Source organism: Curtobacterium sp. MCLR17_031 (assembly GCF_003234775.2).
GTDB classification, from domain to species: domain Bacteria; phylum Actinomycetota; class Actinomycetes; order Actinomycetales; family Microbacteriaceae; genus Curtobacterium; species Curtobacterium flaccumfaciens.
On sequence record NZ_CP126270.1, the window covers coordinates 1627633 to 1650377 of the forward strand.

Sequence of the window (22745 nt, forward strand, 5' to 3'; positions counted from 1 at the left end):
CGTCATCGTGGATGCATGACCACGAGCCACGCCCCGATCATCCGCCTCGACCACGTGTCCAAGCACTACGGCGACGACGCCCGACGTGTGACCGCGCTCGACGACGTCAGCGTCGACATCGGCGCGGGGGAGTTCACCGCGGTGATGGGCCCGTCCGGGTCCGGCAAGTCGACGCTCATGCACGTCGCGGCCGGCCTCGACGCCGTGTCCACCGGTCGGATCCAGATCGACGGCGTCGACATCACGGCCCTGGGCGACAAGGACCTCACCGAGCTGCGTCGTCGTCGGCTGGGCTTCGTGTTCCAGTCGTTCAACCTCGTCCCGACGCTCGACGTCAGCGAGAACATCCGGCTGCCGTTCCTGCTCGGTGGGCACAAGCCCTCGCGCGAGGAGACCGCCTGGATCGACCGGCTGGTCGAGATGCTCGGGCTGGGCAACCGGCTGACGCACCGTCCGCACCAGCTCTCCGGCGGGCAGCAGCAGCGCGTCGCCATCGCACGGGCGCTCGCTTCGCGGCCGGCGGTGGTCGTCGCCGACGAGCCGACCGGCGCGCTCGACTCCCGCACCGGGCGCGACGTGCTCGCGATCCTCCGCGGTGCCGTCCAGGAGTGGGGGCAGAGCGTCGTCATGGTCACGCACGACCCGGTGGCGGCCGCGAACGCCGACCGCATCCTGTTCCTGGCCGACGGCCGGATCGTCGCCGACCGCCCGGCGATGGACGCCGGCGCGATCTCCACGACGATGCTCGGGATGGAGGCAGCAGCGTGAACGGCGTCCGCTCCTTCGCTCCCACCGTCCTGGTCGCCGCCCTCGGCACCACGTTCGGTTCCGCCCTCGTCATCGCACCCGGGATCGTGACCGAGGCGCTCCGAGCCGCCGGGGTCGCCGACCTCGGACCGATCAAGGCGATCCTGTCGGTGGTCGGGTGGCTGTTCCTCGGCATCGCGCTCTACGTCGGCGCGATCGTCACCGCGAACACCTGCGCCACCCTGATCGCCGGACAGACCCGGATCATCGCCCTCCAGCGGCTCGTCGGCGCGACCGGTGCGACCCTGCGGGCGCGGATCACCCGCACCGGCCTGGTGGTCGGCGTGCTCGGCGGGGTCATCGGCGCCGTCGTGGGGACTGCGCTCTCGGCTCTGTTCGTCATCGTCCTGCGGGGCAACGGGGTCCTGCCCGAGGCCGAGTACACGTACGTGCCGTGGGAGCTCGTCCTGCCGGTCGTGGCCGTCGTCCTCGCCACCTGGGGTGCCTTCGCTGCCGGATCGCGACGCGTGCTCACCGTCACCCCGCTCGAAGCGCTGTCGTCGTCCGTCGAGCCGAGCCACGACGACGTCCGGTCCGGCACGGCACGCAAGGTCTGGTCGATCGTGCTCATGGCCGGCGGCGCGGTGCTGATGCTGCTCGGGCTCGCGGTGAGCTCGCTGTCCCCGATCGCGGTCCTGCCGGCGGCGCTCGGCGGGTTCGTGTCCTTCGCGGGGGTCGCCGTGGGGGCGACGATCGTGATGCCGCCCGTGCTGCAGCTGATCGGCCGCATCGGCTCGAACGATCCCGTCGTCCTGCTCGCCGGACGGAACGCGATGCGGGCACCGGGAAGGTCCTCGCGGGCGACCATCGGGCTCGTCATCGGCGTCACCCTGCTCGTCACCTTCGCGGTCGCGCTCGGCATCATGCAGCACGTGCTCGAGACCGAGATGCGGGCCATGAGCGCGGGGAGCGCCACCCCGCAGATGATCGAGGCGCAGCGCGACCTCTTCGTGCAGATCAACGCCGTCGTCAGCGTGGTCGTCGGGTTCTCCGCCGTGATCGCCGCCGTCGGCGTCGTGAACGCCCTGGCGCTCGGGGTGCTCCAGCGTCGACGCGAACTCGGGCTGCTTCGGGTGCTCGGCATCACCGGTGCGCAGGTCCGACGGATGATCGTGACCGAGGCCGTGCAGATGGTCGTCGCGGCCGTCGTCTCGGGGCTCGCACTCGGCACGCTGTACGGCTGGGTCGGCGGGCAGACGCTGCTCGGCTCGCTCGGGACGCCCGTGGCACCGGTGCTGCCGCCGCTGACCATCGGCATCGTGGTGATCGGCGCGCTGGTCCTGGCGGTCGTCGCCACCATCGCGCCGGTGCGGCGCGCGATGCGCGTCCCGCCGACCGAGGCGCTCGCGGTCGACTGACCCGTCGCCCTGGTCGCACCGCGCGACGACACGGGAGGCCCGGTGCCAGCTGGCACCGGGCCTCCCGTGTCGTCGTGTGGTCGCGCCGACGTGCCCTGCCCGGCCCCGCCACGCCGCTCACGTCCGCCGAGGTGTCACGAACCGTCGTCCAGACGCGGCCCGGACGACACAACGTGACCACTCGGCGACCGGCCCGCGGCATGTCCCGACCACTCGGCACCTCACACGGCACCCCACCCGGCACCCCTCCCGGCGCCCCGTTCGACGGCGCCGGGCAGTCCCGCGTCACACGCTTGCGCCAGCCCGCTGCTCCGGTGCTACCGTGGGTCTCGATGTACTCGGCACTCCTCCTCCTTCGCTGCCGCGACGAGGCCTGACACTCCGGCCCACCTCGTCGCGGAGTCCGTCGTGGCCGCACCACAACAGCTCACGCACACGCGACGAAAGCGAAGAACGATGCAGAACACCCAGCAGCCCTCCGGGATGCCGATCCACAAGTACGTCCCGTTCCACGAGCAGATCACCGTCGACCTGCCGGACCGCACCTGGCCCACGAAGCGCATCGACAAGGCGCCGCGCTGGTGTGCGGTCGACCTGCGTGACGGCAACCAGGCACTCATCGACCCGATGGACGCCGAGCGCAAGCGGGCGATGTTCGACCTCCTCGTCCGGATGGGCTACAAGGAGATCGAGGTCGGGTTCCCGAGCGCCTCGCAGACCGACTTCGACTTCGTCCGGTCGCTGATCGACGAGGGCGCGATCCCCGACGACGTCACGATCCAGGTGCTGACCCAGGCGCGCGAGCACCTCATCCAGCGGACCTACGAGGCGATCGACGGCGCGAAGCAGGCCATCGTCCACCTGTACAACTCCACGAGCATCGTGCAGCGCGAGGTCGTCTTCCGCACTGACGTGCAGGGCGTCGTGGACATCGCGGTCACCGGTGCGAAGCTCTGCAAGGCGGCCGAGGCGACGCTGCAGCACGACACGACGATCTACTACGAGTACTCGCCGGAGTCCTACACGGGCACCGAGCTCGAGGTCGCACTGGAGATCTGCAACGCCGTCCTGGAGGTCTTCGAGCCGACGCCCGAGCGGAAGGTCATCATCAACCTCCCCGCCACCGTCGAGATGGCCACGCCGAACGTCTACGCCGACTCGATCGAGTGGATGTCCCGCCGCCTCGCCCACCGCGAGGACGTCATCCTGTCGCTGCACCCGCACAACGACCGCGGCACCGCGGTCGCGGCCGCCGAGCTCGGCTACATGGCCGGCGCCGACCGCATCGAGGGCTGCCTGTTCGGCAACGGTGAGCGCACCGGCAACGTGGACCTGGTCGCCCTCGGCATGAACCTGTTCACGCAGGGCATCGACCCGGAGATCTCCTTCGCCGACATCGACCAGGTGAAGCGCACCGTCGAGTACTGCAACCAGCTGCCGGTGCCCGAGCGCCAGCCGTGGGCGGGAGACCTCGTGTACACGGCGTTCAGCGGCTCGCACCAGGACGCCATCAACAAGGGCTTCGAGGCGATGAAGGCGAAGGCCGCCGCCGCGGGCAAGGACATCGACGAGATCGAGTGGGCGGTGCCGTACCTGCCCGTCGACCCGAAGGACATCGGCCGGTCGTACGAGGCCGTCATCCGCGTCAACTCGCAGTCCGGCAAGGGCGGCGTTGCCTACCTGCTCAAGACCGACCACGCCCTCGACCTGCCCCGCAAGCTGCAGATCGAGTTCTCCGGCGTCGTGCAGCGGCACACCGACACCGAGGGCGGCGAGTTCTCGTCGCAGCGCATCTGGGACGTGTTCCAGGACGAGTACCTGCCGGCGTCGATCGACGACGAGAAGTGGGGCCGGTACGAGCTCACCAAGACGGCGACGTCGAGCGACTTCGAGGGCACGACCTCGCTGTCCGTGGCACTCCGGGTCGACGAGGGTGCGGTCACGGCCGAGGCCGTCGGCACCGGTCCCATCGACGCGTTCCTGAAGGTGCTCGCCGAGCAGGGCGTCCAGGTCACGCTGTACGACTACTCGGAGCACACGATGAGCGCCTCCGGTGACGCGAAGGCCGCGTCCTACGTCGAGCTCGACGTCGACGGCGTGCGCCTGTGGGGCGTCGGCATCGACGCCGACATCTCGACGGCGTCGCTCAAGGCGATCGTGTCCGCGGTGAACCGCGCGGTGCGCGCGGGTGCCGCGGCCGGTGCGGACGCGCCGGAGCTCGTCTCCGCCTGAGACGCGACCAGCCCAGGAGGCGCGGTGCCGGGTCCGTCCCGCACCGCGCCTCCTGTCTGTGCCCGGTCGTTCCCCCGTCACGCGCGATGGCAGGTCGAATCGGGCGTACCTGGTCGTTTCTTCCGACCGGGTACGCCCGATTCCACTCGGTGAGCCCGGGCCCCCGCCCGCACCGCACGCGGCTGTCGGCGGGGCGGGGGATACTGGGGGCATGCCGCTGTACCGGGACGAGTGCGTCGTGTTGCGCACCCACAAGCTCGGTGAAGCCGACCGCATCGTCACGATGCTCTCGCGGCAGCACGGCAAGATCCGTGCCGTGGCGAAGGGCGTGCGGCGGACCGCATCGAAGTTCGGCAGCCGCCTCGAACCGTTCATGGTCGTCGACGCCCAGTTCTACGAGGGCCGTTCGCTCGACATCGTCACCCAGGCGGAGTCCCTCGGCGCCTACGGGGCCCAGATCGTCGCCGACTACGGTGCGTACACCGCGGCCAGCGCCATGGTCGAGACGGCCGACCGACTGAGCGAGGCCGACGCGGGGCTGCAGCAGTACCTGTTGCTCGTCGGGGCGCTCCGCTCGTTGTCGCGCGGGGAGCACCAGTCCAGCGCGACCCTCGACTCGTACCTGCTCCGCGCGATGAGCATCGCGGGGTGGGCGCCCTCGTTCAGCGACTGTGCGGTGACGGGGGAGCCCGGCCCGCACTCGGCGTTCGTGGTGCAGCTCGGTGGTGTCGTCGCCGACCGTGCGGCACCCCCGGGGACCCCGCGGCTCGACCCGGCGACGCTCGGGGTGCTCGGCTCCCTGCTCGCCGGCGACTGGGCGACGGTCGACGCCACCGACGAGCGGACGCGTTCGCGGGCCTCCGGCGTGGTCGCGGCCTACGCCCAGTGGCACCTGGAACGATCGCTCCGGTCCCTGCCGCACGTCGACCGCTCCGAACACCCGATGCCGGTGCCGCAGACCCACGGCGGACCCGAGGCGACAGCACGTGCGGTGGCCTCGACCCCGGCACCCGCCGTGCCCGAGCCCGACCCTGATCCCGCTGTCGAAGGAGCCCCCACCGCATGAGCCCCCGCCGCCCCGACGACGTCGAACCGTTCCGCCCGATCGACTGGACCGGCGAGACGCCCCCGGCGATCCCGGCCCGGTTCGTGCCGGAGCACGTGGCCATCGTCATGGACGGCAACGGCCGGTGGGCGAACGGCCGCGGCCTGACCCGGATCGAGGGGCACAAGGCGGGCGAGGCCTCCCTGCTCGACGTCGTCGCCGGGGCGATCCAGATCGGCGTCGGGCACGTGTCGGCGTACGCGTTCTCGACGGAGAACTGGAAGCGCTCCCCGGAAGAGGTCCGGTTCCTGATGGGCTTCAACCGCGACGTCATCCGCCGTCGCCGTGACCAGCTGCACCAGTGGGGCGTCAGGGTGCGGTGGGCCGGCCGGCGTCCGCGGCTGTGGCGGAGCGTCATCGACGAGCTCGAGACCGCCGAGCGGATGACGGCGGGCAACGACGTCCTCACGCTGACGATGTGCGTGAACTACGGCGGCCGGAACGAGATCGTCGACGCCGTGCGGGGCATGGCCGAGGACGTCGCAGCCGGACGCCTGAAGCCGAGCCAGGTCACCGAGAAGGCCCTGGCCAAGCGGCTGTACGTGCCCGAGATGCCCGACGTCGACCTGTTCCTCCGGAGTTCGGGGGAGCAGCGCACCAGCAACTTCCTGCTGTGGCAGTCCGCCTACGCCGAGATGGTGTTCCTCGACCGGCTCTGGCCGGACTTCCGTCGCACCGACCTGTGGGGTGCGATCGAGGAGTACGCCAGCCGCGACCGACGCTACGGCGGCGCGGTCGACGCCCCGACGGCGTAGCCCAAGCCCCAGCCCAAGCCCAAGCCCGAGCCCGAGCCCGAGCCCAAGCCCGAACCCCGGCCCGGCCCCTCAGCCCGGCAGCGGCCCTCGAGCAGGTGGGCCGCGGAGCGCACCGCGTCGAGCGCCGCACGGACGCTCGGCACCCGGTCGGCGCCGCGGGCGACGACGACCTCGACACGCCGGGCGAGCTCGTCGTCCACCGGGTCGATCGCGACACCGGCGGGGATGACCGTCGTCGCGAGTGCCAGCCGGGGGAGCAGCGCCACCCCGAGCCCGGCGGCGACGAGCCCCACCACCGCGGCGGCGTTGTCCGTCTCCAGCACGATGTCCGGCGTGAACCCCGCGCTCGCGCACGAGGCGAGCAGGTGCCCACGGCATCGCGGGCAGCCCCCGATCCACCGGGCGTCGTGGTGGGACGCGAGGTCCACGACGGTGGAGCCGGCGGTGCGGAGTCGCTCAGAGCCTCCTGGCTCGACCGGCGTCACCAGCGCGAGCGGGTCGCGACCGAGTGCCCGGGTGACGAGGCCGGGGTCCGGCGTGGTCCCGACCTCGTCGCCGACGTAGGTGAAGGTGAGGGCGACGTCGACCTCGCCGCCGCGCAGCAGGTCGAGTGCCTCGGGCGGCTCGACCTCGACGTACGAGGTCGTCACGCCGGGCGCCGTCGCGGCGAGCCGGGCGAGCACGGCGGGCACCAGGGCGGAGGACGCGCTCGGGAACCCGGCCAGTCGCACCCGACCGCGGCTGAGCCCGCCGACGGCGTCGAGGTCCTCACGCGCCGCGGTCAGCGCGGCCTGGACGTGCAGGGCGTGGTCGGCGAGCACCTGCCCGGCGTGTGTGAGGGTCGCGCCCCGTCCGCCGCGCAGGACGAGCGCGTGCCCGAGGCGCTGCTCGGCCCGGGCCACCAGCTGGCTGACGGCCGGCTGGCTCGACCCGAGTGCGGCGGCAGCGCGGGTGATCGACCCGCCGTCGGCCACGGCGCGGAGGACCCGGAGCAACTGGGGATCGATCTCGTCCATCATCCGATGTTATCGGTGGCACAACGGATCGGCTCTGGTGTGATGGGTCGGGAACCGGGACGCTGTCCGCATGGACTCCTTCCCCGCCGGCCGCGGCTACCTGGCGGCGTGCACCGCGGGCCTGCCGACACGCGGCACCCTCGCTGCCCAGCGCGCCGACCTCGACGCGTGGTCCCGGGCCGAGACGTCGCCCGCCCGGTACGGCGCGCTGGTCGAGCAGGGGCGCGCGCTCTTCGCCGCGCTGGTCGGCGTCCCGGCGGAGCGCGTCGCGACGGGCTCGCAGACCTCGGTGATGGCCGCGGTCGTCGCTGACGCACTGCCGGACGGCGCCGAGGTGGTCGTCCCCGACGGCGACTTCAGCTCGGTCGTCTTCCCGTTCCTCGCCCAGGCACACCGCGGCGTCCGGGTCCGGAGCGTCCCGCTGGACCGGCTCGCCGCCTCGGTCGGGCCCGACACCGCCCTCGTCGCGTGGTCCGCGGTGCAGTCCGCCACCGGCGTGGTCACCGATCCCGACCCGGTCGTGGCCGCCGCTCGACGTGTCGGCGCCCTGACCCTCTGCGACCTCACGCAGGCCGCCGGCGTCCTGCCCGTCGACGCCGCCCCGTTCGACGTGACGCTCACGCACACCTACAAGTGGCTCTGCGCGCCGCGCGGCGTCGCCTTCATGACGCTCTCCGACACCGCCCTCGGTCGGCTCCGCCCGGTGCAGGCCGGTTGGTATGCCGGAGCGGACGTCTGGTCCTCCTGCTACGGCCCCGCCATGCACCTGGCCGACGACGCGCGTCGCTTCGACGTCTCGCCGGCCTGGCAGGCGTGGCCCGGTGCCGTGGCCGCGCTCGAGCACGCGGTCGCGCTCGACCATCAGGCGGTCTGGAGGCACGCCACCGGTCTCGCGGATCGGCTGTGCGACGCGCTCGGGTCGCCTCGGCAGGGCGACGGGCAGGCGATCGTGACGTTCGCGGACGCCGACGGGTCGGCCCTCCGGGCCCTCACTGCCTCGGGGCTCACCGCTTCGGGGCGTGCCGGGCGACTGCGCATCGCGTTCCACCTGTGGAACGACGAGTCCGACGTGACCGACGTCGTGGCCGCGCTGGGCGGGGTGGGGTCGGCCACGTCGGCGAGGTGAGCGTGGAGGGCGGACCCGGGGCGGGCCTCCCGGGCCAGGATCGCCGGTAGTCTTGCCCGGACCGTTTCCGCACCGAGCACCCAGCTCGGCGACCTCTGGAGCACCCTTTGGCACAGCCCTCCCGTCTCGACAGCGTCATCGCCCTGGCCAAGCGCCGCGGCTTCGTCTTCCAGTCGGGTGAGATCTACGGAGGCTCCCGCTCCGCATGGGACTACGGGCCCCTCGGCGTGGAGCTCAAGGAGAACATCAAGCGCCAGTGGTGGCAGCGGTTCGTCCGCGGTCGCGGGGACATGGTCGGCCTCGACTCCGCGGTGATCCTGCCCCGCAAGGTGTGGGAGGCCTCCGGCCACGTCGCGACCTTCACCGACCCGCTGGTGGAGTGCCTGCACTGCCACCACCGGTTCCGCGAGGACCACCTGATCGAGGCGTTCGTCGCCAAGAAGGGCCGCGACCCCGAAGGCCGCATGGCCGAGATCGCCTGCCCGAACTGCGGCACCCGCGGCGAGTGGACCGAGCCCCGCGAGTTCTCCGGGATGCTCAAGACCTACCTCGGCCCGGTCGAGTCCGAAGAGGGCCTGAACTTCCTGCGCCCCGAGACCGCCCAGGGCATCTTCGTCGACTTCGCGCAGGTCGTCACGACGAGCCGCATGAAGCCCCCGTTCGGCATCGGGCAGGTCGGGAAGGCGTTCCGCAACGAGATCACGCCCGGCAACTTCATCTTCCGCACGCGCGAGTTCGAGCAGATGGAGATCGAGTACTTCGTGCCGCCGGCCTCGGCCCAGGAGCACTACGAGCAGTGGATCGCCGACTCGGTCGCGTTCTACACCGACCTCGGCATCGACCCCGAGAACCTGCGTCGCTTCGACGTGCCGGACGGTGAGCGGGCGCACTACTCCGACGCCACCGCCGACATCGAGTACCGCTTCGGCTTCACCGGCTCGGAGTGGGGCGAGCTGATGGGCGTCGCGAACCGCACCGACTTCGACCTGAACAACCACATCGAGGCGTCCGGCCAGGACCTCCGGTTCTTCGACCAGGCCGCCAACGAGAAGTACGTGCCGTACGTCATCGAGCCGTCGTTCGGTCTGACGCGTGCACTCATGGCGTTCCTGCTCGACTCGTACCACGAGGACGAGGCCCCCAACGCGAAGGGCGGCGTCGACAAGCGCACGGTCCTGCGCCTCGACCCACGCCTGGCCCCGGTGAAGGCCGCCGTCCTGCCGCTGTCGCGCAACGAACAGCTCTCGCCCGTCGCCCGCGGCCTGGCCGACGACCTGCGCAAGAACTGGAACGTGGACTTCGACGACGCCGGTGCCATCGGCCGTCGGTACCGTCGCCACGACGAGATCGGCACGCCGTTCTGCATCACGGTCGACTTCGACACGCTCGAGGACAAGGCCGTCACGGTGCGCGAGCGCGACACCATGGGCCAGGAGCGCGTCTCGCTCGACCAGCTGCAGGGGTACCTGGCGCAGCGGTTGCTCGGCGCGTAGGGGTTCCGCGGGCGTCGCGGCGCGTCGGAACCAGGTTCCGGACACAGCACCACGAAGATCCACGGTGCGGTGTCCGGAACCAGGTTCTGCGGGAATGCGCGCCGCACGAGCGCGTTGGGGTCAGCATGAACGACTCCGTGAAGGTCGATGTCTGGTCGGACATCGCCTGCCCCTGGTGCTACATCGGCAAGCGCAAGTTCGAGGCCGGCGTCGCCGCGTTCGGCGCCTCGAGCGAGGGCCGTCCCGTCGAGGTCGAGTACCACTCCTTCGAGCTCAGCCCGGACACGCCCGTCGACTTCGAAGGGACCGAGGCTGAGTTCCTGTCCGGCCACAAGGGCATGCCCGTCGACCAGGCGCAGCAGATGCTCGACCAGGTCACGGCCATCGCCGCGGGCGTCGGCCTCGAGTACGACTTCGAGGCGATGCACCACACCAACACCGTGAAGGCCCACCAGGTCATCCACCTCGCCAAGCAGCACGGCAAGCAGCTCGAGATGGTCGAGCGCCTGTTCACCGCCTACTTCGAGCGCGGCGAGCACGTCGGACAGGAGTCCTCGCTCGCCGACCTGGCGGCGGAGATCGGTCTCGACCGCGACGAGGTCCTCAGCACCCTGCGCGACGACGCCCAGCTCGCTGCAGTCCGCGCCGATCAGGCACAGGCGCAGGCGTACGGGATCAACGGCGTGCCGTTCTTCGTCATCGACGGCAAGTACGGCGTCTCCGGCGCCCAGGACCCCACGGCGTTCGAGCAGGTGCTCCGCCAGGTGGTCGCGCTCCGCGAGACCACGCCGGAGGAGGTCGCCTCGGCGGCCGAGCGCGCTGCGGACGACGCGAGCGCGGACGTGGCGGTGACCCGATGACGGACATGACCATCAGCGACCAGGGCGCGGTGCGCCTCCAGGCCGTGACGTCGGTCCCGTCCGTGCCGGACGCGCTCACGGGGCTGCCGGGCGTCCGCGGCCTCTCCGCCGCTTCCGGCCTGGAGGCCCGTCCCGCGTTGCTGACGCTCGTCACGCCCGGCGGTGCGCCGGTCTGCGAGGGCGACGCCTGCCTGATCGACGCCGGCTCGTTCGCCGGGGCCGAGGGCGACTGGTCCGAGGTGCCGGACTGACGGCTGCGTCAGTCGCGCTGCGGTTCCTCGTCGGTGATGTCGGCGACGGTCGCGCCGTAGGCGGCGACGAGCGCGTCGGCGTCGACGAAGGCGCTCGCGCCGTGCCGGCCCGCACCCAGGGCGACGCGGCGGCCGACGATGCGTTCGTCGGCGTACACCGGCAGGTCGCCCGTGGCACCGATCGGCGTGATGGTGCCGCGCTCGTAGCCGGACGCCCCGAGCGCGGTGGCGGCGTCGGGCATCGAGAGCTTGTTGACGCCGACGACCGTGCGGAGCTTCTTCCAGGCGATGCTGCGGCCGCCGGGCACCAGGGCGAGCAGGAACCCGCCGTCGTGGCGCTTCACCACCAGGGTCTTGACGATGTCGCCGGGCTCGATGCCGAGCAGTTCGGCAGCCTCGTGCAGGGAGTCCGCGGCCGGGCGTTCGACCACCTCGACCGGCAGGCCACGGGCCTGGGCGTCGGCGTCGAACCGGGAGCTGGCGTCGGTCGTCATGTGGAGAACGCTACCGGCGCGCACCGACGTGGGAGAATGGGAGACGTATGACGATCACTGACGCACCCGGGACGGCGACCCGTCCGGCGAAGCCCCTGCGCATCGGCCCCATCGAGGTCGACGTGCCGGTCGTGCTCGCGCCGATGGCGGGCATCACGAACATGGCCTACCGCCGGCTCTGCCGCGAGTACGGCGCCGGGCTCTACGTGTGCGAGATGATCACCTCGCGTGCGCTCGTCGAACGGACGCCCGTGTCGATGCAGCTCATCCAGCACCACGAGTCCGAGACCCCGCGGTCGATCCAGCTGTACGGCGTCGAGCCGAACACCGTGGCCGAGGCGGCGTCGATCCTGGTGGGCGAGGACCGCGCCGACCACATCGACCTGAACTTCGGGTGCCCGGTGCCCAAGGTCACCCGCAAGGGCGGCGGCGCGGCCCTGCCCTGGAAGCTCGACCTGTTCCGCGAACTCGTCACCAAGACCGTGCGCGCCGCGGGCGACGTCCCCGTGACGGTGAAGATGCGCAAGGGCATCGACGAGGACCACCTGACCTACCTCGACGCCGCCCGCATCGCCCGCGACGCCGGTGTCGCCGCGGTCTCGCTGCACGCCCGCACCGCGAACGAGCACTACTCCGGGCACGCCGACTGGTCCGCGATCGCCACCCTGAAGGAGACCGTCACCGACATCCCGATCCTCGGCAACGGCGACATCTGGTCGGCCGCCGACGCGCTCCGGATGATCGACGAGACCGGCGCCGACGGCGTGGTCGTCGGGCGTGGCTGCCTCGGCCGCCCGTGGCTGTTCGGCGACCTCGCCGCGGCGTTCCGCGGCGAGGGGCTGCGGTACATGCCGTCCCTGGGCGAGGTCGCCGACGGGTTCCGCCGGCACGCCGAGCTGCTCGTCGAGTTCTTCGGCGACGAAGAGCACGCGTGCCGCGACATCCGCAAGCACGTGGCCTGGTACTTCAAGGGGTACCCGATCGGCAGCGACGTCCGGGCCGGCCTGGCGATGGTGTCGAGCCTGCAGGAGATCGACGACTTCCTCGGCCAGCTCGACCACGACGCACCGTACCCGGGCGCCGACGCCGAGGGGCCGCGCGGTCGTGCCGGGCACCCGAAGCGCACCGCCCTGCCCGACCGCTGGCTCGAGAGCCGCGACGTCGACTCCGAGTTCCGCAAGGTCCTGGCCGCCGCCGAGCTGCACCACAGCGGCGGATGAGCGCCACCGCCTCGTACGGTCCGGCGGACGCGGAGCGCTGGCTCCCCGAAGAGCACGGCAACCGCCGGTCGGACTTCGCCCGTGACCGCGCCCGACTGCTGCACTCCAGTGCGCTCCGGCGTCTGGCCGCGAAGACCCAGGTGCTCAGCCCGACGGCGGGGCTCGACTTCGCCCGCAACCGGCTGACCCACTCGCTCGAGGTCGCGCAGGTCGGCCGCGAGCTCGCCGACTCGCTCGGGCTCGACCCCGACGTGGTCGACACGGCGTGCCTGGCGCACGACATCGGGCACCCGCCGTTCGGGCACAACGGCGAGACCGCCGTGAACGCCTGGGCGACCGGCATCGGTGGCTTCGAGGGCAACGCGCAGACGCTCCGGCTGCTGACGCGGCTCGAGCCGAAGGTCTACGGCGTCCGGCCCGGCGCCGACGTCGACCGTCCGTTCGGGCTCAACCTGACCCGTGCGTCGTTGGACGCCAGCTGCAAGTACCCGTGGCCCGCTGCGCAGGGGGTGTCGGAGTCGTCGTCCGGGCGCACCAAGTTCGGCTTCTACGACGACGACCACGACGCCTTCGAGTGGCTCCGTGCCGGCGCGCCGCGCCGCCAGCGGTGCATCGAGGCGCAGGTGATGGACCTCGCCGACGACATCGCGTACTCGGTGCACGACTTCGAGGACGCCGTCGTCGCCGGGTTCATCGACGTCGCGGCCCTGGGCGACCGCGTCGGTGAGAACGACATCGTGACCGCCATGCACGCGTGGGTCGGCGACGACCTGAGCCGCGACGAGCTGCTCGAGGCGTTCGACCGCCTGCGTGCGCTGCCGCTCTGGATGACCGCGTACGACGGCTCCCGCCGGGACGCCGCACGCCTGAAGAACCTGACGTCGCAGCTGATCGGACGCTTCGCGCGCACCGCCACGACGGCCACCCGCGAGTCCTACGCCTCGGGATCGCTCGTGCGGTTCGCGGCGTCGGTCGTCACCCCGCCCGAGATCATCGGCGAGATCGCGGTGCTGAAGGGCATCGTCGCGGCCTTCGTGATGACCCAGGGCGACCGTCAGCCCGTGTACGAGGACCAGCGCCGCGTGCTCACCGAACTGCTCGACGCGCTGGCGGCGACCGGTGCGTCCGACCTGGAGCCCGGCTTCGCCGCCGACTGGCACGCCGCGGACGACGACGCCGGCCGACTGCGCGCCGTCGTCGACCAGGTCGCGAGCCTGACCGACCAGGGCGCACTCGCCTGGCACCGACGTCTGGTGGTGGGTGACCGTGACCCGGTCCACATCGCCGTCTGACCGGTCCGCCGACGTCGGTCCCACGAACTAGGATCGAGGGGTGGCTGGCAGGATCGCGCGGAACGACATCGACGAGGTCCGCTCGCGTGTCAACATCGCCGACGTCGTGGGCGACTACGTCACGCTGAAGCACGCGGGCGTCGGGTCGATGAAGGGCCTGTGCCCCTTCCACGACGAACGGTCCCCGTCGTTCCACGTCCGGCCCCAGGTCGGCCGATACCACTGCTTCGGCTGCGGCGAGGACGGCGACGTCTTCAGCTTCATCATGGCGCAGGACCACACCACCTTCGCCGAGGCCGTCGAGCGCATGGCCGCGAAGATCGGCTTCACCCTCCATTACGAAGAGGGCGACGGGCCGCGCACCGACTACAACACCCGTGCCCGGCTGATCGCCGCGAACGAAGCCGCGCTCGAGTACTTCACCGCGCAGCTCACCACCGCCGCCGCCGACCCCGCCCGCCGGTTCCTGGGGGAGCGCGGGTTCGACCCCTCGGCTGCCCAGCACTTCGGCGTCGGCTTCGCGCCGAAGTCCTACGACATGCTCAAGGACCACCTGCGCGGGCGTGGCTTCACGATGGAAGAGCTCGTGTCCGCCGGCCTCGTCAGCCAGGGTGACCGCTCGCCGTACGACCGGTTCCGCGGACGCCTGATGTGGCCCATCCGCGACGTCACCGGGGCGACCATCGGCTTCGGGGCGCGCCGCCTGCTCGAGGACGACAAGGGTCCCAAGTACCTCAACACGCCCGAGACCCCGATCTACCACAAGAGCCAGGTGCTCTACGGGCTCGACCTGGCCCGCCGCGACATCTCGAAGCAGAAGCAGGTCGTCATCGTCGAGGGCTACACCGACGTGATGGCGTGCCACGTCGCGGGCGTCACGACCGCGGTCGCCACCTGCGGCACGTCGTTCGGTGTCGACCACATCAAGGTGCTGCGCCCGATGCTCGGTGACCTGGCCGGCGCCGACCCGAACGCCAACGGCGAGGTCGTGTTCACGTTCGACCCCGACGAGGCCGGGCAGCGCGCAGCCTCGCGTGCCTTCGCGGAAGAACAGCGCTTCGCCGCCCAGACCTACGTCGCCGTGGCGCCCGGCGGCCTCGACCCGTGCGACCTCCGGCTCGCGCGCGGTGACGACGCCATCCGCCGCCTGGTCACGAACAAGCGCCCGATGTTCGAGTTCATGATCCGCCGCACGCTCGACGGCCACGACCTCGAGACCGTCGAGGGGCGCGTCGGTGCCCTGCGTGCGGCCGCGCCCGTGCTCGCCGGCATGCGCGACCGCTCGCTGACACAGGGCTACGTGCGGGAACTCGCCGGCTGGCTCGGCATGGAGATCCCCGAGGTCCGTCGGTCGGTCGAGACCGCCCGGCGCCGTGCGGGCTCCGCCGGGCAGGACGACCGATCCACAGGCGCCGGGCGCGACGGCCGCAACGGGAACGGCGCCGACGGGGCCGACACCCCCGACGAGCCCGTCGCCGGGATCCGCTCGCTGCCGAACGACCCCATCAGCCGCATGGAACGCGACGCCGTGATGGCGATGGTGCAGCAGCCCACGTCCGTCGGGGCACCGATGCTCGGGCTCGCCGCGTCGGCAACGTTCTCGACGCCGATGCTCGCCGCGGTGCGGGACGCCGTGGTCGCCAACGTCGACGTCATCGGTGCGGGGGACTGGCTCGACCGGCTGCTCGCCGACGTACCGGCGCCGCTGCGAACCCTGACGCACGAACTCGCCCTCGCACCGATCCCCGCGCGCAACGCGGAGGACCTGGCGGCCTACTGCCGGAGCATCGTCGTGGCCCTGGTCGAGCGTGACCTGCTCGCCCGCAAGGCCTCGTTGCTCGGGCAGCTGCAGCGCGCCGACCCGCACGAGCAGGCCGAGCGTCGCGCCGAGATCCAGCGGCAGCTCGTCGACATCGACGGGCAGCGGATGCGGTTGCGCGCCGACGCCGAGGCCTCCTAGCGCTCTTCGCGCTCTTCTCGCGGCAGTTGGCGAGTGCGCGGGATCGCCCCGGTCGCCCCGGTCGCACGACGCGCCGCGTGCGCTTCATCGAGGTCGCACGAACTGTCGCGCGGTGGGGCTGCAAGCGGCAGTTCGTGCGACCTCGGGGGCCGTGAGCGGTCAGGACGGCGTGTGGGGCGTCGAGTGGTCGCAGGGCGTCGGTTGGCCGGGGTCCGGCCGACGGGACGTGACCGCGCGGGTGGGGGGAGCGGTGAGTCGTGACCGGTCGGCGGGGGTGAGAGGGAGGGGCGGACGCGGGGCGGGCCTCCTGGCCCGGCGGACGAGGTCGCACGACGCGCCGCATGGGTGCCGCCGAGGTCGCACGAACTGTCGTGCGGCAGGCCCGGGAGCGGTGGTTCGTGCGACCTCGGCGGTCCGTGAGTGGTCAGGACGTGCTGTCTGTCGGGCCTCGAGTGGTCGCAGATCGTCGGTTGGCCGGGGTTCGGCCGACGGGACGTGACCGCGCGGGGCAGGGCGGGCGGGCGGACGCAGGGCCGGGGCAGGCGGACGCAGGGCCGGGGCAGGCGGACGCAGTGCGGGCCTCCGGGCCAGGGGCGAAGTCGCACGACGCGCCGCGTGCGCTTCGCGGAGGTCGCACGAACTGTCGCCCGGTGGGGCTGCGAGCGGCAGTTCGTGCGACCTCGGGGGTCCGTGAGTGGTCAGGACGTGCCGCGTGAGAGGCGTCGAGTCGTCGCAGATCGACGGCTGGCCGGGGTCCGGCCGACGGGACGTGACCGCGCGGGGTGGGGCGGGCGGTGAGTCGTGACCGATCGGCGGGGGCGAGGGGGCGCGGCGGACGCGGGGCGGGCCTCCTGGCCGGGCGGGCGTGATCGCACGCACCGTCGCTCGACAGGCGCTCTCGAGCGCCAGACCGCCCCGGTTGCACCACGCAACTTTCGTGCGTGACGCGCCGCTCGGCTCCGGCGGAATCATGCATCACGCGGCGGGCTCGTGCATTACAGCGGTGTAAACAAATCGCCCCCGGTTCGTTCTGTTCCGTGACAGGGTGATACCAATGAGCGTTCCTGGCCGGGCACACAGACGTTCCACCCTCCGGCTCAGGACTCTTGCAATCATGACCAGAGAGGCAGCGGACATGGCATCCGTGACCAAGTGGGGCAAGCGCGGCATCGCGCTCGGCGCCGGTGCAGCAGCGACGGCGCTGGTGCTGACCGGCTGCGCGAGCAGCAGCGTGAGTGACACCGAACTGAACGGCCTGAGCATCGGGACGACGGACAAGATCACGTCCCTCGACCCGGCCGGTTCCTACGACAACGGCTCCTTCGCCGTGCAGAACCAGGTGTTCCCGTTCCTGATGAACACGCCCGTGGGGAGCCCGGACGTCGAGCCGGACATCGCCACGAAGGCGGAGTTCACGAACCCGACCACCTACGAGGTCACCCTCAAGGACGGGCTCGAGTTCGCGAACGGCAACAAGCTCACGTCGAGCGACGTGAAGTTCTCGTTCGACCGCGAACTGAAGATCAACAACGAGAACGGTCCGCAGTCGCTGCTGGCCAACCTCAAGAGCATCGACACCCCGGACGACACCACCGTGGTGTTCAACCTCGACCACGCCGACCAGACCTGGCCGCAGGTGCTCTCGAGCCCCGCTGGCCCGATCGTCGACGAGGACGTCTTCAGCGCGACGAAGCTCACCAGTGCCGACGACATCGTCAAGGGCAAGGCCTTCGCCGGGCAGTACCAGATCAGCTCCTACAAGGAGAACGACACGATCCAGTACAAGACGAACCCGAAGTACGACGGCCTCCTCGGCAAGGCGAAGACCGACGAGGTCACCGCCAGCTACTACACCAAGGAGACCGACCTCAAGCTCGCCGTGCAGAAGGGCGACGTCGACGTGGCGTACCGCTCCCTGACGCCGACCGACATCTCGGACCTGCGCAAGGACGACTCCCTCAAGGTCACCGACGGCCCCGGCGGCGAGATCCGCTACGTGGTCTTCAACTTCAAGACCCAGCCGTTCGGCACCGGGCAGGACGACGCCGACGAGGCGAAGGCCCTGGCCGTGCGTCAGGCCGCTGCCGACGTGGTCGACCGCGCCCAGCTCGCGAAGGAGGTCTACAACGACACCTTCACCCCGCTGTACTCGATGGTCCCGGACGGCCTGACCGGCGCGGTCCAGCCGTTCAAGGAGATGTACGGCGACGGCGACGGCGGCGCGGACGTGTCCAAGGCGAAGAAGACGCTGTCGGACGCCGGCGTCAAGGGCAAGGTGCAGCTCGACATCCAGTACGCGCCCGACCACTACGGTTCGGCCTCGGACGACGAGTACGCCCTGCTCAAGCAGCAGCTCGAGGACTCCGGTCTGTTCACCGTCAACATCCAGTCGACGGTCTACACGACCTACGCCCAGGAGCGCACCAAGGACGCCTACCCCGTGTACCAGCTCGGCTGGTTCCCGGACTTCTCCGACGCCGACAACTACCTGTCGCCGTTCTTCACCAAGGAGAACTTCGTCCAGAACCACTACGACGACCCGGAGATCCAGGACCTCATCGCGAAGGAGCAGGCCGAGTCCGACCCGGACAAGCGTGCCGACCTGATCGAGCAGGCCCAGGAGCGCGAGGCCACCCAGATCTCGACGCTGCCGCTGCTGCAGGGCAAGTCCGTCGCGGTCGCCGGCAAGGACGTCAAGGGCCTGACCCTCGACGCCTCGTTCAAGTTCCGGTACGCCACCCTGAGCAAGTAGCACCAAGCCCCACGTGCAGGCCGCGGGCGTTCCCACGAGGGACGCCCGCGTGCCTGTGCAACGGCGACGAAAGGCACACACCCCGTGACCCTCAGCACTCCCGAGGCGACGCAGGACGTGAACGGCACCGATCCCACCAAGCCACAGGCACAACGCAGTGCCAAGAACAGTGGTGGCGGACTCGGCCGGTACATCCTCGTCAGGTTCCTCCTCATCATCCCGACCGTCTTCATCTTGGTGACGCTCGTGTTCTTCCTGATGCGCGTCATCGGGAACCCGATCACCGCGTCGGTCGGCGGTCGACTCACGCCCAGCCAGCTGCAGGAACGCCTGCACGCCGCCGGGTACGACCGGCCGGTGCTCGTGCAGTACTTCGAGTACCTCGGCAACATCCTGCGCGGTGACTTCGGCACCTCGTCGACGGACAACCGTCCGATCACCGACATCATCGTCACGTACGGCGGTGCGACCGCGGAGCTCGTGTTCTACGCGCTCATCGTCGCGCTGGTGCTCGGCATCCCGCTCGGCATGCTCGCCGCGTACACGCGTGACAAGTGGCCGGACGTGCTGCTCCGCGCGCTGGCGATCCTGACCTACGCCACGCCGGTGTTCTTCGGCGGTCTGCTGCTCAAGCTCGTCTTCTCGGTGTGGCTCGGCTGGCTGCCCCTCGGCGACCGTGCCTCGACCCGGGTGTCGCTCATCCTCGACGGCATCCCCGGTGCGAGCGGCATCTACATCATCGACGCGCTCCGCACCGGCAACGCCCAGGTCATCGGCGACGTGCTCCAGCACGCCGTCCTGCCCGCGCTGACGCTCGGCCTGCTCACCGCCGGCATCTTCCTGCGCCTGGTGCGCGCGAACATGATCGGCTCACTCGGCTCCGAGTACGTCGACGCCGCGCGTTCCCGCGGTGTGCGCGAGTCGCGGTTGGTGCGCACCCACGCGTTCCGTCCGGCCCTCGTGCCGATCATCACCGTGATGGGGCTGCAGATCGCGATGCTCCTGGGTGGCTCGGTGCTCACCGAGACGACCTTCGGGTGGCGCGGTCTGGGCTTCGAGCTCAACCAGTACCTGTCGGCCCGTGACTTCGTCGCGGTGCAGGGCATCGTCGCGATGCTGGCGGTGATCGTCGCGGTGACCAACTTCATCGTCGACGTCGTCGCCGCCCTGATCGACCCGAGAGTGAGGTTCTGACGATGGTCGACACCACCCTCGTCGACCGCCACGAGCCGCTCTGGAAGCGGCTCCCCGTGGTGGTCCAGCTGCGCCGGAGCACCGGCTGGCAGCGCGCCATGCTCATCGTCGGCGTGGTCATCTGCGCCCTCTACCTGCTCGTCGCGGTGTTCGCCCCGCTCCTCGCCCCGTACGGCTTCGGCCAGCTGCAGGGCGCGGACGGGCAGAGCTTCCCGCGCACCGGCGCACCGAGTGCCGAGCACATCTGGGGCACCACGGTCGGCGGCTTCGACGTGTTCAGTCGCGTGCTCTACGGCGCCCGCACGGCCGTGCTCGTCGTCATCGTCGCCGTGATCGTCTCGATCATCGTCGGTGTGCTGCTCGGAATGGTCTCCGGGTACCTGGGCGGCTGGCTCGACCGCGTCCTGGTGGTGGTGGCCGACGCCATCTACGCGTTCCCGTCGCTGCTGCTCGCGATCATCGTGTCCATCGTCATCTCCGGCGGCAACTCGAGCTACTCGGGCGGCATCATCGCGGCGGCGATCTCGATCACCGTCGTCTACGTGCCGCAGTACTTCCGCGTGGTGCGTGCCGAGGCCGTCCGGCTGAAGAACGACGCGTTCGTCGAGTCGGCGCGTGTGATGGGCACGAACCCGTGGCGCATCATGACGCGGCACGTCCTGCGGAACTCGACCCGTTCGCTGCCGCTCATCCTGACGCTCAACGCGAGCGACGCGATCCTGACCCTGGCTGGCCTCGGCTTCCTCGGGTTCGGCATCGGCCCGACGTCCGGCGCCGAGTGGGGCTACGACCTGAGCCGTGCACTCTCGGACGTCGCGAGCGGCGTCTGGTGGACCGGCGTCTACCCGGGTGTCGCGATCGTGGTGCTCGTGCTCGGCGTGACATTCATCGGCGAGAGCCTGAACGACATCTCCGACCCCCGCCTGCGTGCACGCCGACGCCTGAAGCAGCTCGTGTCCACGCGCGAGACGCGCGACGCCGCCACAGCCCGCGACACGCGCAACCCCGAGGCACCGCGCACCGCCGGGAACGACACGGAAGGGACGGGCGCATGACCCCGACCACCCGCCTGCAACCGGGCGACACCACCACCGAGCCGGTCGTCGTCGTCGACGACCTGACCGTCACCTTCGCGACCGACGGCGGCGCCGTCGACGCGGTCAAGGGCGTCAGCCTCGACGTCCGTCCCGGCGAGGTCCTCGCCCTGGTCGGCGAATCCGGGTCCGGCAAGTCCGTGACGGCCCGCAGCATGCTGCGGCTCATGCCGGAGACGGCGACACTCGGCGGTGCGGTGCTGCTCGACGGCACCGACGTCGTGTCGGTCGGCTCGCAGAAGCTCCGCGAGCTCCGCGGGACCGCCGGCGCGATGGTGTTCCAGGAGCCGTCGACCGCCCTCAACCCGGTCTTCACCGTCGGGTGGCAGATCGCCGAGGGGCTCCGTGCCCACGGTGGCGTGTCCAAGAAGGAGGCACGGGCGAAGGCCATCGACTACCTCGGCCGCGTCGGCATCCCCGACCCCGAGACCCGCGTCGACCACTACCCGCACCAGTTCTCCGGCGGGCAGAAGCAGCGCGTGGTCATCGCGAGCGCGCTGGCCCTCGAGCCGAGCGTCATCATCGCGGACGAGCCCACCACGGCGCTCGACGTCACGGTGCAGGCCGAGATCCTCGACCTGCTGCGCCGCTGCCGCGACGAGTTCGGCACCGCGATCGTCGTCATCACGCACAACATGGGCGTGGTCGCCGACCTGGCCGACCGCGTCGCCGTGATGTACCAGGGCGAGATCGTCGAAGAGGCCACGGCGTCGGCGCTGTTCGCGACGCCGCAGGCCGACTACACCAAGCGGCTGCTCGCGGCGGTGCCCCGGCTCGAGGCGTCCACCGGGGTTGCCCGGCGCGCCGCGATCTCCGAGGACGTCACGCCGCTGGTCGAGGCGAAGGGACTCGAGATCGAGTACCCCGGGCGGCTCGGCTCGCCGGCGTTCAAGGCGGTCAAGGGCGTCGACCTGGCGATCCGTCCCGGTGAGGTCCTCGGCCTGGTGGGGGAGTCCGGCTCCGGCAAGACCACCATCGGCCGGGCGATGGCGGGCCTGACGAAGGTCACCGGCGGCTCGCTCAAGGTCCTCGGCGCCGAGATGCTCGGGTACCGCGAACGCGACTTCAAGCACCTGCGGAAGGACATCGGGTTCGTCTTCCAGGACCCGGCGACCTCGTTCAACCCGCTGCTGACGATCGCCGAGTGCGTCGCCGAGCCGCTGGTCGTGCACAAGGAGGTCTCGAGCCCGCGTGCCGCGCGCAAGCGGGTGGACGAGCTGCTCGAGGCCGTGCAGCTGCCGGCCGCGTACGGCGACCGCTACCCGCACGAGCTCTCCGGTGGGCAGCGCCAGCGCGCGTCGCTCGCCCGGTCGCTCGCGCTCCGGCCGAAGCTGCTGATCGCCGACGAGCCGACGAGTGCGCTCGACGTGTCCGTGCAGGCGCGCGTGCTCGAGCTCTTCCTCGAGCTCCAGCAGGACCTCGGCTTCGCCTCGCTGTTCATCAGCCACGACCTCGCGGTCGTCGGCGCGCTCTCCGACCGGATCGCGGTGCTCTACCGCGGTGACCTGGTCGAGACGGGCACGACGGCGCAGGTCCTCGGCGCGCCGCAGCACCCCTACACGCAGCGGCTCCTCGCGTCGCTGCCGGTGCCGGACCCAGCCGAGCAGGCGGAGCGACGGCGTACGCTGGAGCGACTGGAGAACGTCGGGTCCTGACCCGACGTGACCCACCCTGGAGGCCCGGCCAGCGTCGTCGACGCACGCCGGGCCTCCAGGGTGGTCGGCTCCACTGCTGTA

At 71.3% G+C, this 22745-nt stretch carries 18 protein-coding genes; 16 read left to right on the plus strand and 2 right to left on the minus strand.

The window, feature by feature from the left end:
• The first annotated feature begins 15 nt into the window (after positions 1-15).
• From DEI96_RS07755 to DEI96_RS07775, 5 genes are all read left to right on the plus strand, one after another.
• The gene (locus DEI96_RS07755; protein ID WP_111023148.1) at positions 16-768 is read left to right on the plus strand and encodes an ABC transporter ATP-binding protein; all 753 of its coding nucleotides are present in this window, start codon (positions 16-18) and stop codon (positions 766-768) included.
• Entirely contained in the window at positions 765-2165 is a 1401-nt protein-coding gene (locus DEI96_RS07760; RefSeq protein ID WP_111023149.1) for an ABC transporter permease, read from the plus strand. Before DEI96_RS07755 ends, DEI96_RS07760 begins: the two co-directional genes overlap by 4 nt.
• A 456-nt stretch (positions 2166-2621) precedes the next feature.
• A complete protein-coding gene (gene leuA / locus DEI96_RS07765) occupies positions 2622-4397 on the plus strand; it encodes a 2-isopropylmalate synthase (RefSeq protein WP_111023150.1) in 1776 nt (591 codons plus the stop codon).
• A gap of 211 nt (positions 4398-4608) precedes the next feature.
• Positions 4609-5463, plus strand: a complete 855-nt coding sequence (gene recO / locus DEI96_RS07770) for a DNA repair protein RecO (protein WP_027465318.1) — start codon at positions 4609-4611, stop codon at positions 5461-5463.
• Positions 5460-6257: an isoprenyl transferase gene (locus tag DEI96_RS07775; RefSeq protein WP_111023151.1), complete on the plus strand. Its 798-nt coding sequence runs from the start codon at positions 5460-5462 to the stop codon at positions 6255-6257. The genes recO and DEI96_RS07775 overlap by 4 nt, the downstream gene beginning before the upstream one ends.
• Here the strand turns inward: DEI96_RS07775 and DEI96_RS07780 are convergent.
• Complete coding sequence (locus DEI96_RS07780) at positions 6224-7273, minus strand: LysR family transcriptional regulator (RefSeq protein ID WP_258372796.1); 1050 nt, start codon at positions 7271-7273, stop codon at positions 6224-6226. The two genes, DEI96_RS07775 and DEI96_RS07780, sit on opposite strands and share 34 nt — an antisense overlap.
• A 70-nt stretch (positions 7274-7343) precedes the next feature.
• Between DEI96_RS07780 and DEI96_RS07785 the strand changes: the two genes are divergently transcribed.
• From DEI96_RS07785 to DEI96_RS07800, 4 genes are all read left to right on the plus strand, one after another.
• On the plus strand, positions 7344-8399 hold the full coding sequence (locus tag DEI96_RS07785) for an aminotransferase class V-fold PLP-dependent enzyme (RefSeq protein WP_111023152.1): 1056 nt from the start codon (positions 7344-7346) through the stop codon (positions 8397-8399).
• Between the two features lie 107 nt (positions 8400-8506).
• Positions 8507-9892: a glycine--tRNA ligase gene (locus DEI96_RS07790; RefSeq protein ID WP_110864656.1), complete on the plus strand. Its 1386-nt coding sequence runs from the start codon at positions 8507-8509 to the stop codon at positions 9890-9892.
• 125 nt (positions 9893-10017) lie between these two features.
• Positions 10018-10752 carry a DsbA family oxidoreductase gene (locus tag DEI96_RS07795; RefSeq protein ID WP_111023153.1) on the plus strand — a complete coding sequence of 245 codons (735 nt, stop codon included), beginning with the start codon at positions 10018-10020 and terminating at the stop codon, positions 10750-10752.
• A gap of 5 nt (positions 10753-10757) precedes the next feature.
• Positions 10758-11003 (plus strand): hypothetical protein, encoded by a 246-nt coding sequence (locus DEI96_RS07800; RefSeq protein ID WP_146246900.1) that lies wholly within the window; start codon positions 10758-10760, stop codon positions 11001-11003.
• Positions 11004-11011: 8 nt separating this feature from the next.
• Here DEI96_RS07800 and DEI96_RS07805 read toward each other — a convergent pair whose 3' ends face one another.
• Complete coding sequence (locus DEI96_RS07805; RefSeq protein ID WP_111023155.1) at positions 11012-11497, minus strand: aminoacyl-tRNA deacylase; 486 nt, start codon at positions 11495-11497, stop codon at positions 11012-11014.
• Positions 11498-11544: 47 nt separating this feature from the next.
• Here DEI96_RS07805 and dusB point away from each other — a divergent pair, with 47 nt between their 5' ends.
• From dusB to DEI96_RS07840, 7 genes are all read left to right on the plus strand, one after another.
• Positions 11545-12717: a tRNA dihydrouridine synthase DusB gene (gene dusB, locus DEI96_RS07810; protein ID WP_111023156.1), complete on the plus strand. Its 1173-nt coding sequence runs from the start codon at positions 11545-11547 to the stop codon at positions 12715-12717.
• On the plus strand, positions 12714-14009 hold the full coding sequence (locus tag DEI96_RS07815) for a deoxyguanosinetriphosphate triphosphohydrolase (protein WP_110864660.1): 1296 nt from the start codon (positions 12714-12716) through the stop codon (positions 14007-14009). The genes dusB and DEI96_RS07815 overlap by 4 nt, the downstream gene beginning before the upstream one ends.
• Positions 14010-14049: 40 nt before the next feature.
• Positions 14050-15969 (plus strand): DNA primase, encoded by a 1920-nt coding sequence (gene dnaG / locus DEI96_RS07820; protein ID WP_111023157.1) that lies wholly within the window; start codon positions 14050-14052, stop codon positions 15967-15969.
• Between the two features lie 1135 nt (positions 15970-17104).
• Positions 17105-18721 carry an ABC transporter substrate-binding protein gene (locus DEI96_RS07825; RefSeq protein ID WP_071405356.1) on the plus strand — a complete coding sequence of 539 codons (1617 nt, stop codon included), beginning with the start codon at positions 17105-17107 and terminating at the stop codon, positions 18719-18721.
• Positions 18722-18805: 84 nt separating this feature from the next.
• Positions 18806-19915 carry an ABC transporter permease gene (locus tag DEI96_RS07830; protein ID WP_372439454.1) on the plus strand — a complete coding sequence of 370 codons (1110 nt, stop codon included), beginning with the start codon at positions 18806-18808 and terminating at the stop codon, positions 19913-19915.
• A 2-nt stretch (positions 19916-19917) separates the two neighbouring features.
• A complete protein-coding gene (locus DEI96_RS07835) occupies positions 19918-20970 on the plus strand; it encodes an ABC transporter permease (RefSeq protein WP_111023012.1) in 1053 nt (350 codons plus the stop codon).
• Complete coding sequence (locus DEI96_RS07840) at positions 20967-22664, plus strand: ABC transporter ATP-binding protein (RefSeq protein ID WP_111023011.1); 1698 nt, start codon at positions 20967-20969, stop codon at positions 22662-22664. The genes DEI96_RS07835 and DEI96_RS07840 overlap by 4 nt, the downstream gene beginning before the upstream one ends.
• The last annotated feature ends 81 nt before the right edge of the window (positions 22665-22745 follow it).

What these genes read in the sequence shown, in the direction of transcription:
- DEI96_RS07755 (WP_111023148.1), top strand. Translation starts at nt 16, where the DNA reads ATGACCACGAGCCACGCCCCGATCATCCGCCTCGACCACGTGTCCAAG.
- leuA (WP_111023150.1), top strand. Translation starts at nt 2,622, where the DNA reads ATGCAGAACACCCAGCAGCCCTCCGGGATGCCGATCCACAAGTACGTC.
- recO (WP_027465318.1), top strand. Translation starts at nt 4,609, where the DNA reads ATGCCGCTGTACCGGGACGAGTGCGTCGTGTTGCGCACCCACAAGCTC.
- DEI96_RS07775 (WP_111023151.1), top strand. Translation starts at nt 5,460, where the DNA reads ATGAGCCCCCGCCGCCCCGACGACGTCGAACCGTTCCGCCCGATCGAC.
- DEI96_RS07780 (WP_258372796.1), bottom strand. Translation starts at nt 7,273, where the DNA reads ATGGACGAGATCGATCCCCAGTTGCTCCGGGTCCTCCGCGCCGTGGCC.
- DEI96_RS07785 (WP_111023152.1), top strand. Translation starts at nt 7,344, where the DNA reads ATGGACTCCTTCCCCGCCGGCCGCGGCTACCTGGCGGCGTGCACCGCG.
- DEI96_RS07795 (WP_111023153.1), top strand. Translation starts at nt 10,018, where the DNA reads ATGAACGACTCCGTGAAGGTCGATGTCTGGTCGGACATCGCCTGCCCC.
- DEI96_RS07800 (WP_146246900.1), top strand. Translation starts at nt 10,758, where the DNA reads ATGACCATCAGCGACCAGGGCGCGGTGCGCCTCCAGGCCGTGACGTCG.
- DEI96_RS07805 (WP_111023155.1), bottom strand. Translation starts at nt 11,497, where the DNA reads ATGACGACCGACGCCAGCTCCCGGTTCGACGCCGACGCCCAGGCCCGT.
- dusB (WP_111023156.1), top strand. Translation starts at nt 11,545, where the DNA reads ATGACGATCACTGACGCACCCGGGACGGCGACCCGTCCGGCGAAGCCC.
- DEI96_RS07815 (WP_110864660.1), top strand. Translation starts at nt 12,714, where the DNA reads ATGAGCGCCACCGCCTCGTACGGTCCGGCGGACGCGGAGCGCTGGCTC.
- DEI96_RS07825 (WP_071405356.1), top strand. Translation starts at nt 17,105, where the DNA reads ATGGCATCCGTGACCAAGTGGGGCAAGCGCGGCATCGCGCTCGGCGCC.
- DEI96_RS07835 (WP_111023012.1), top strand. Translation starts at nt 19,918, where the DNA reads ATGGTCGACACCACCCTCGTCGACCGCCACGAGCCGCTCTGGAAGCGG.
- DEI96_RS07840 (WP_111023011.1), top strand. Translation starts at nt 20,967, where the DNA reads ATGACCCCGACCACCCGCCTGCAACCGGGCGACACCACCACCGAGCCG.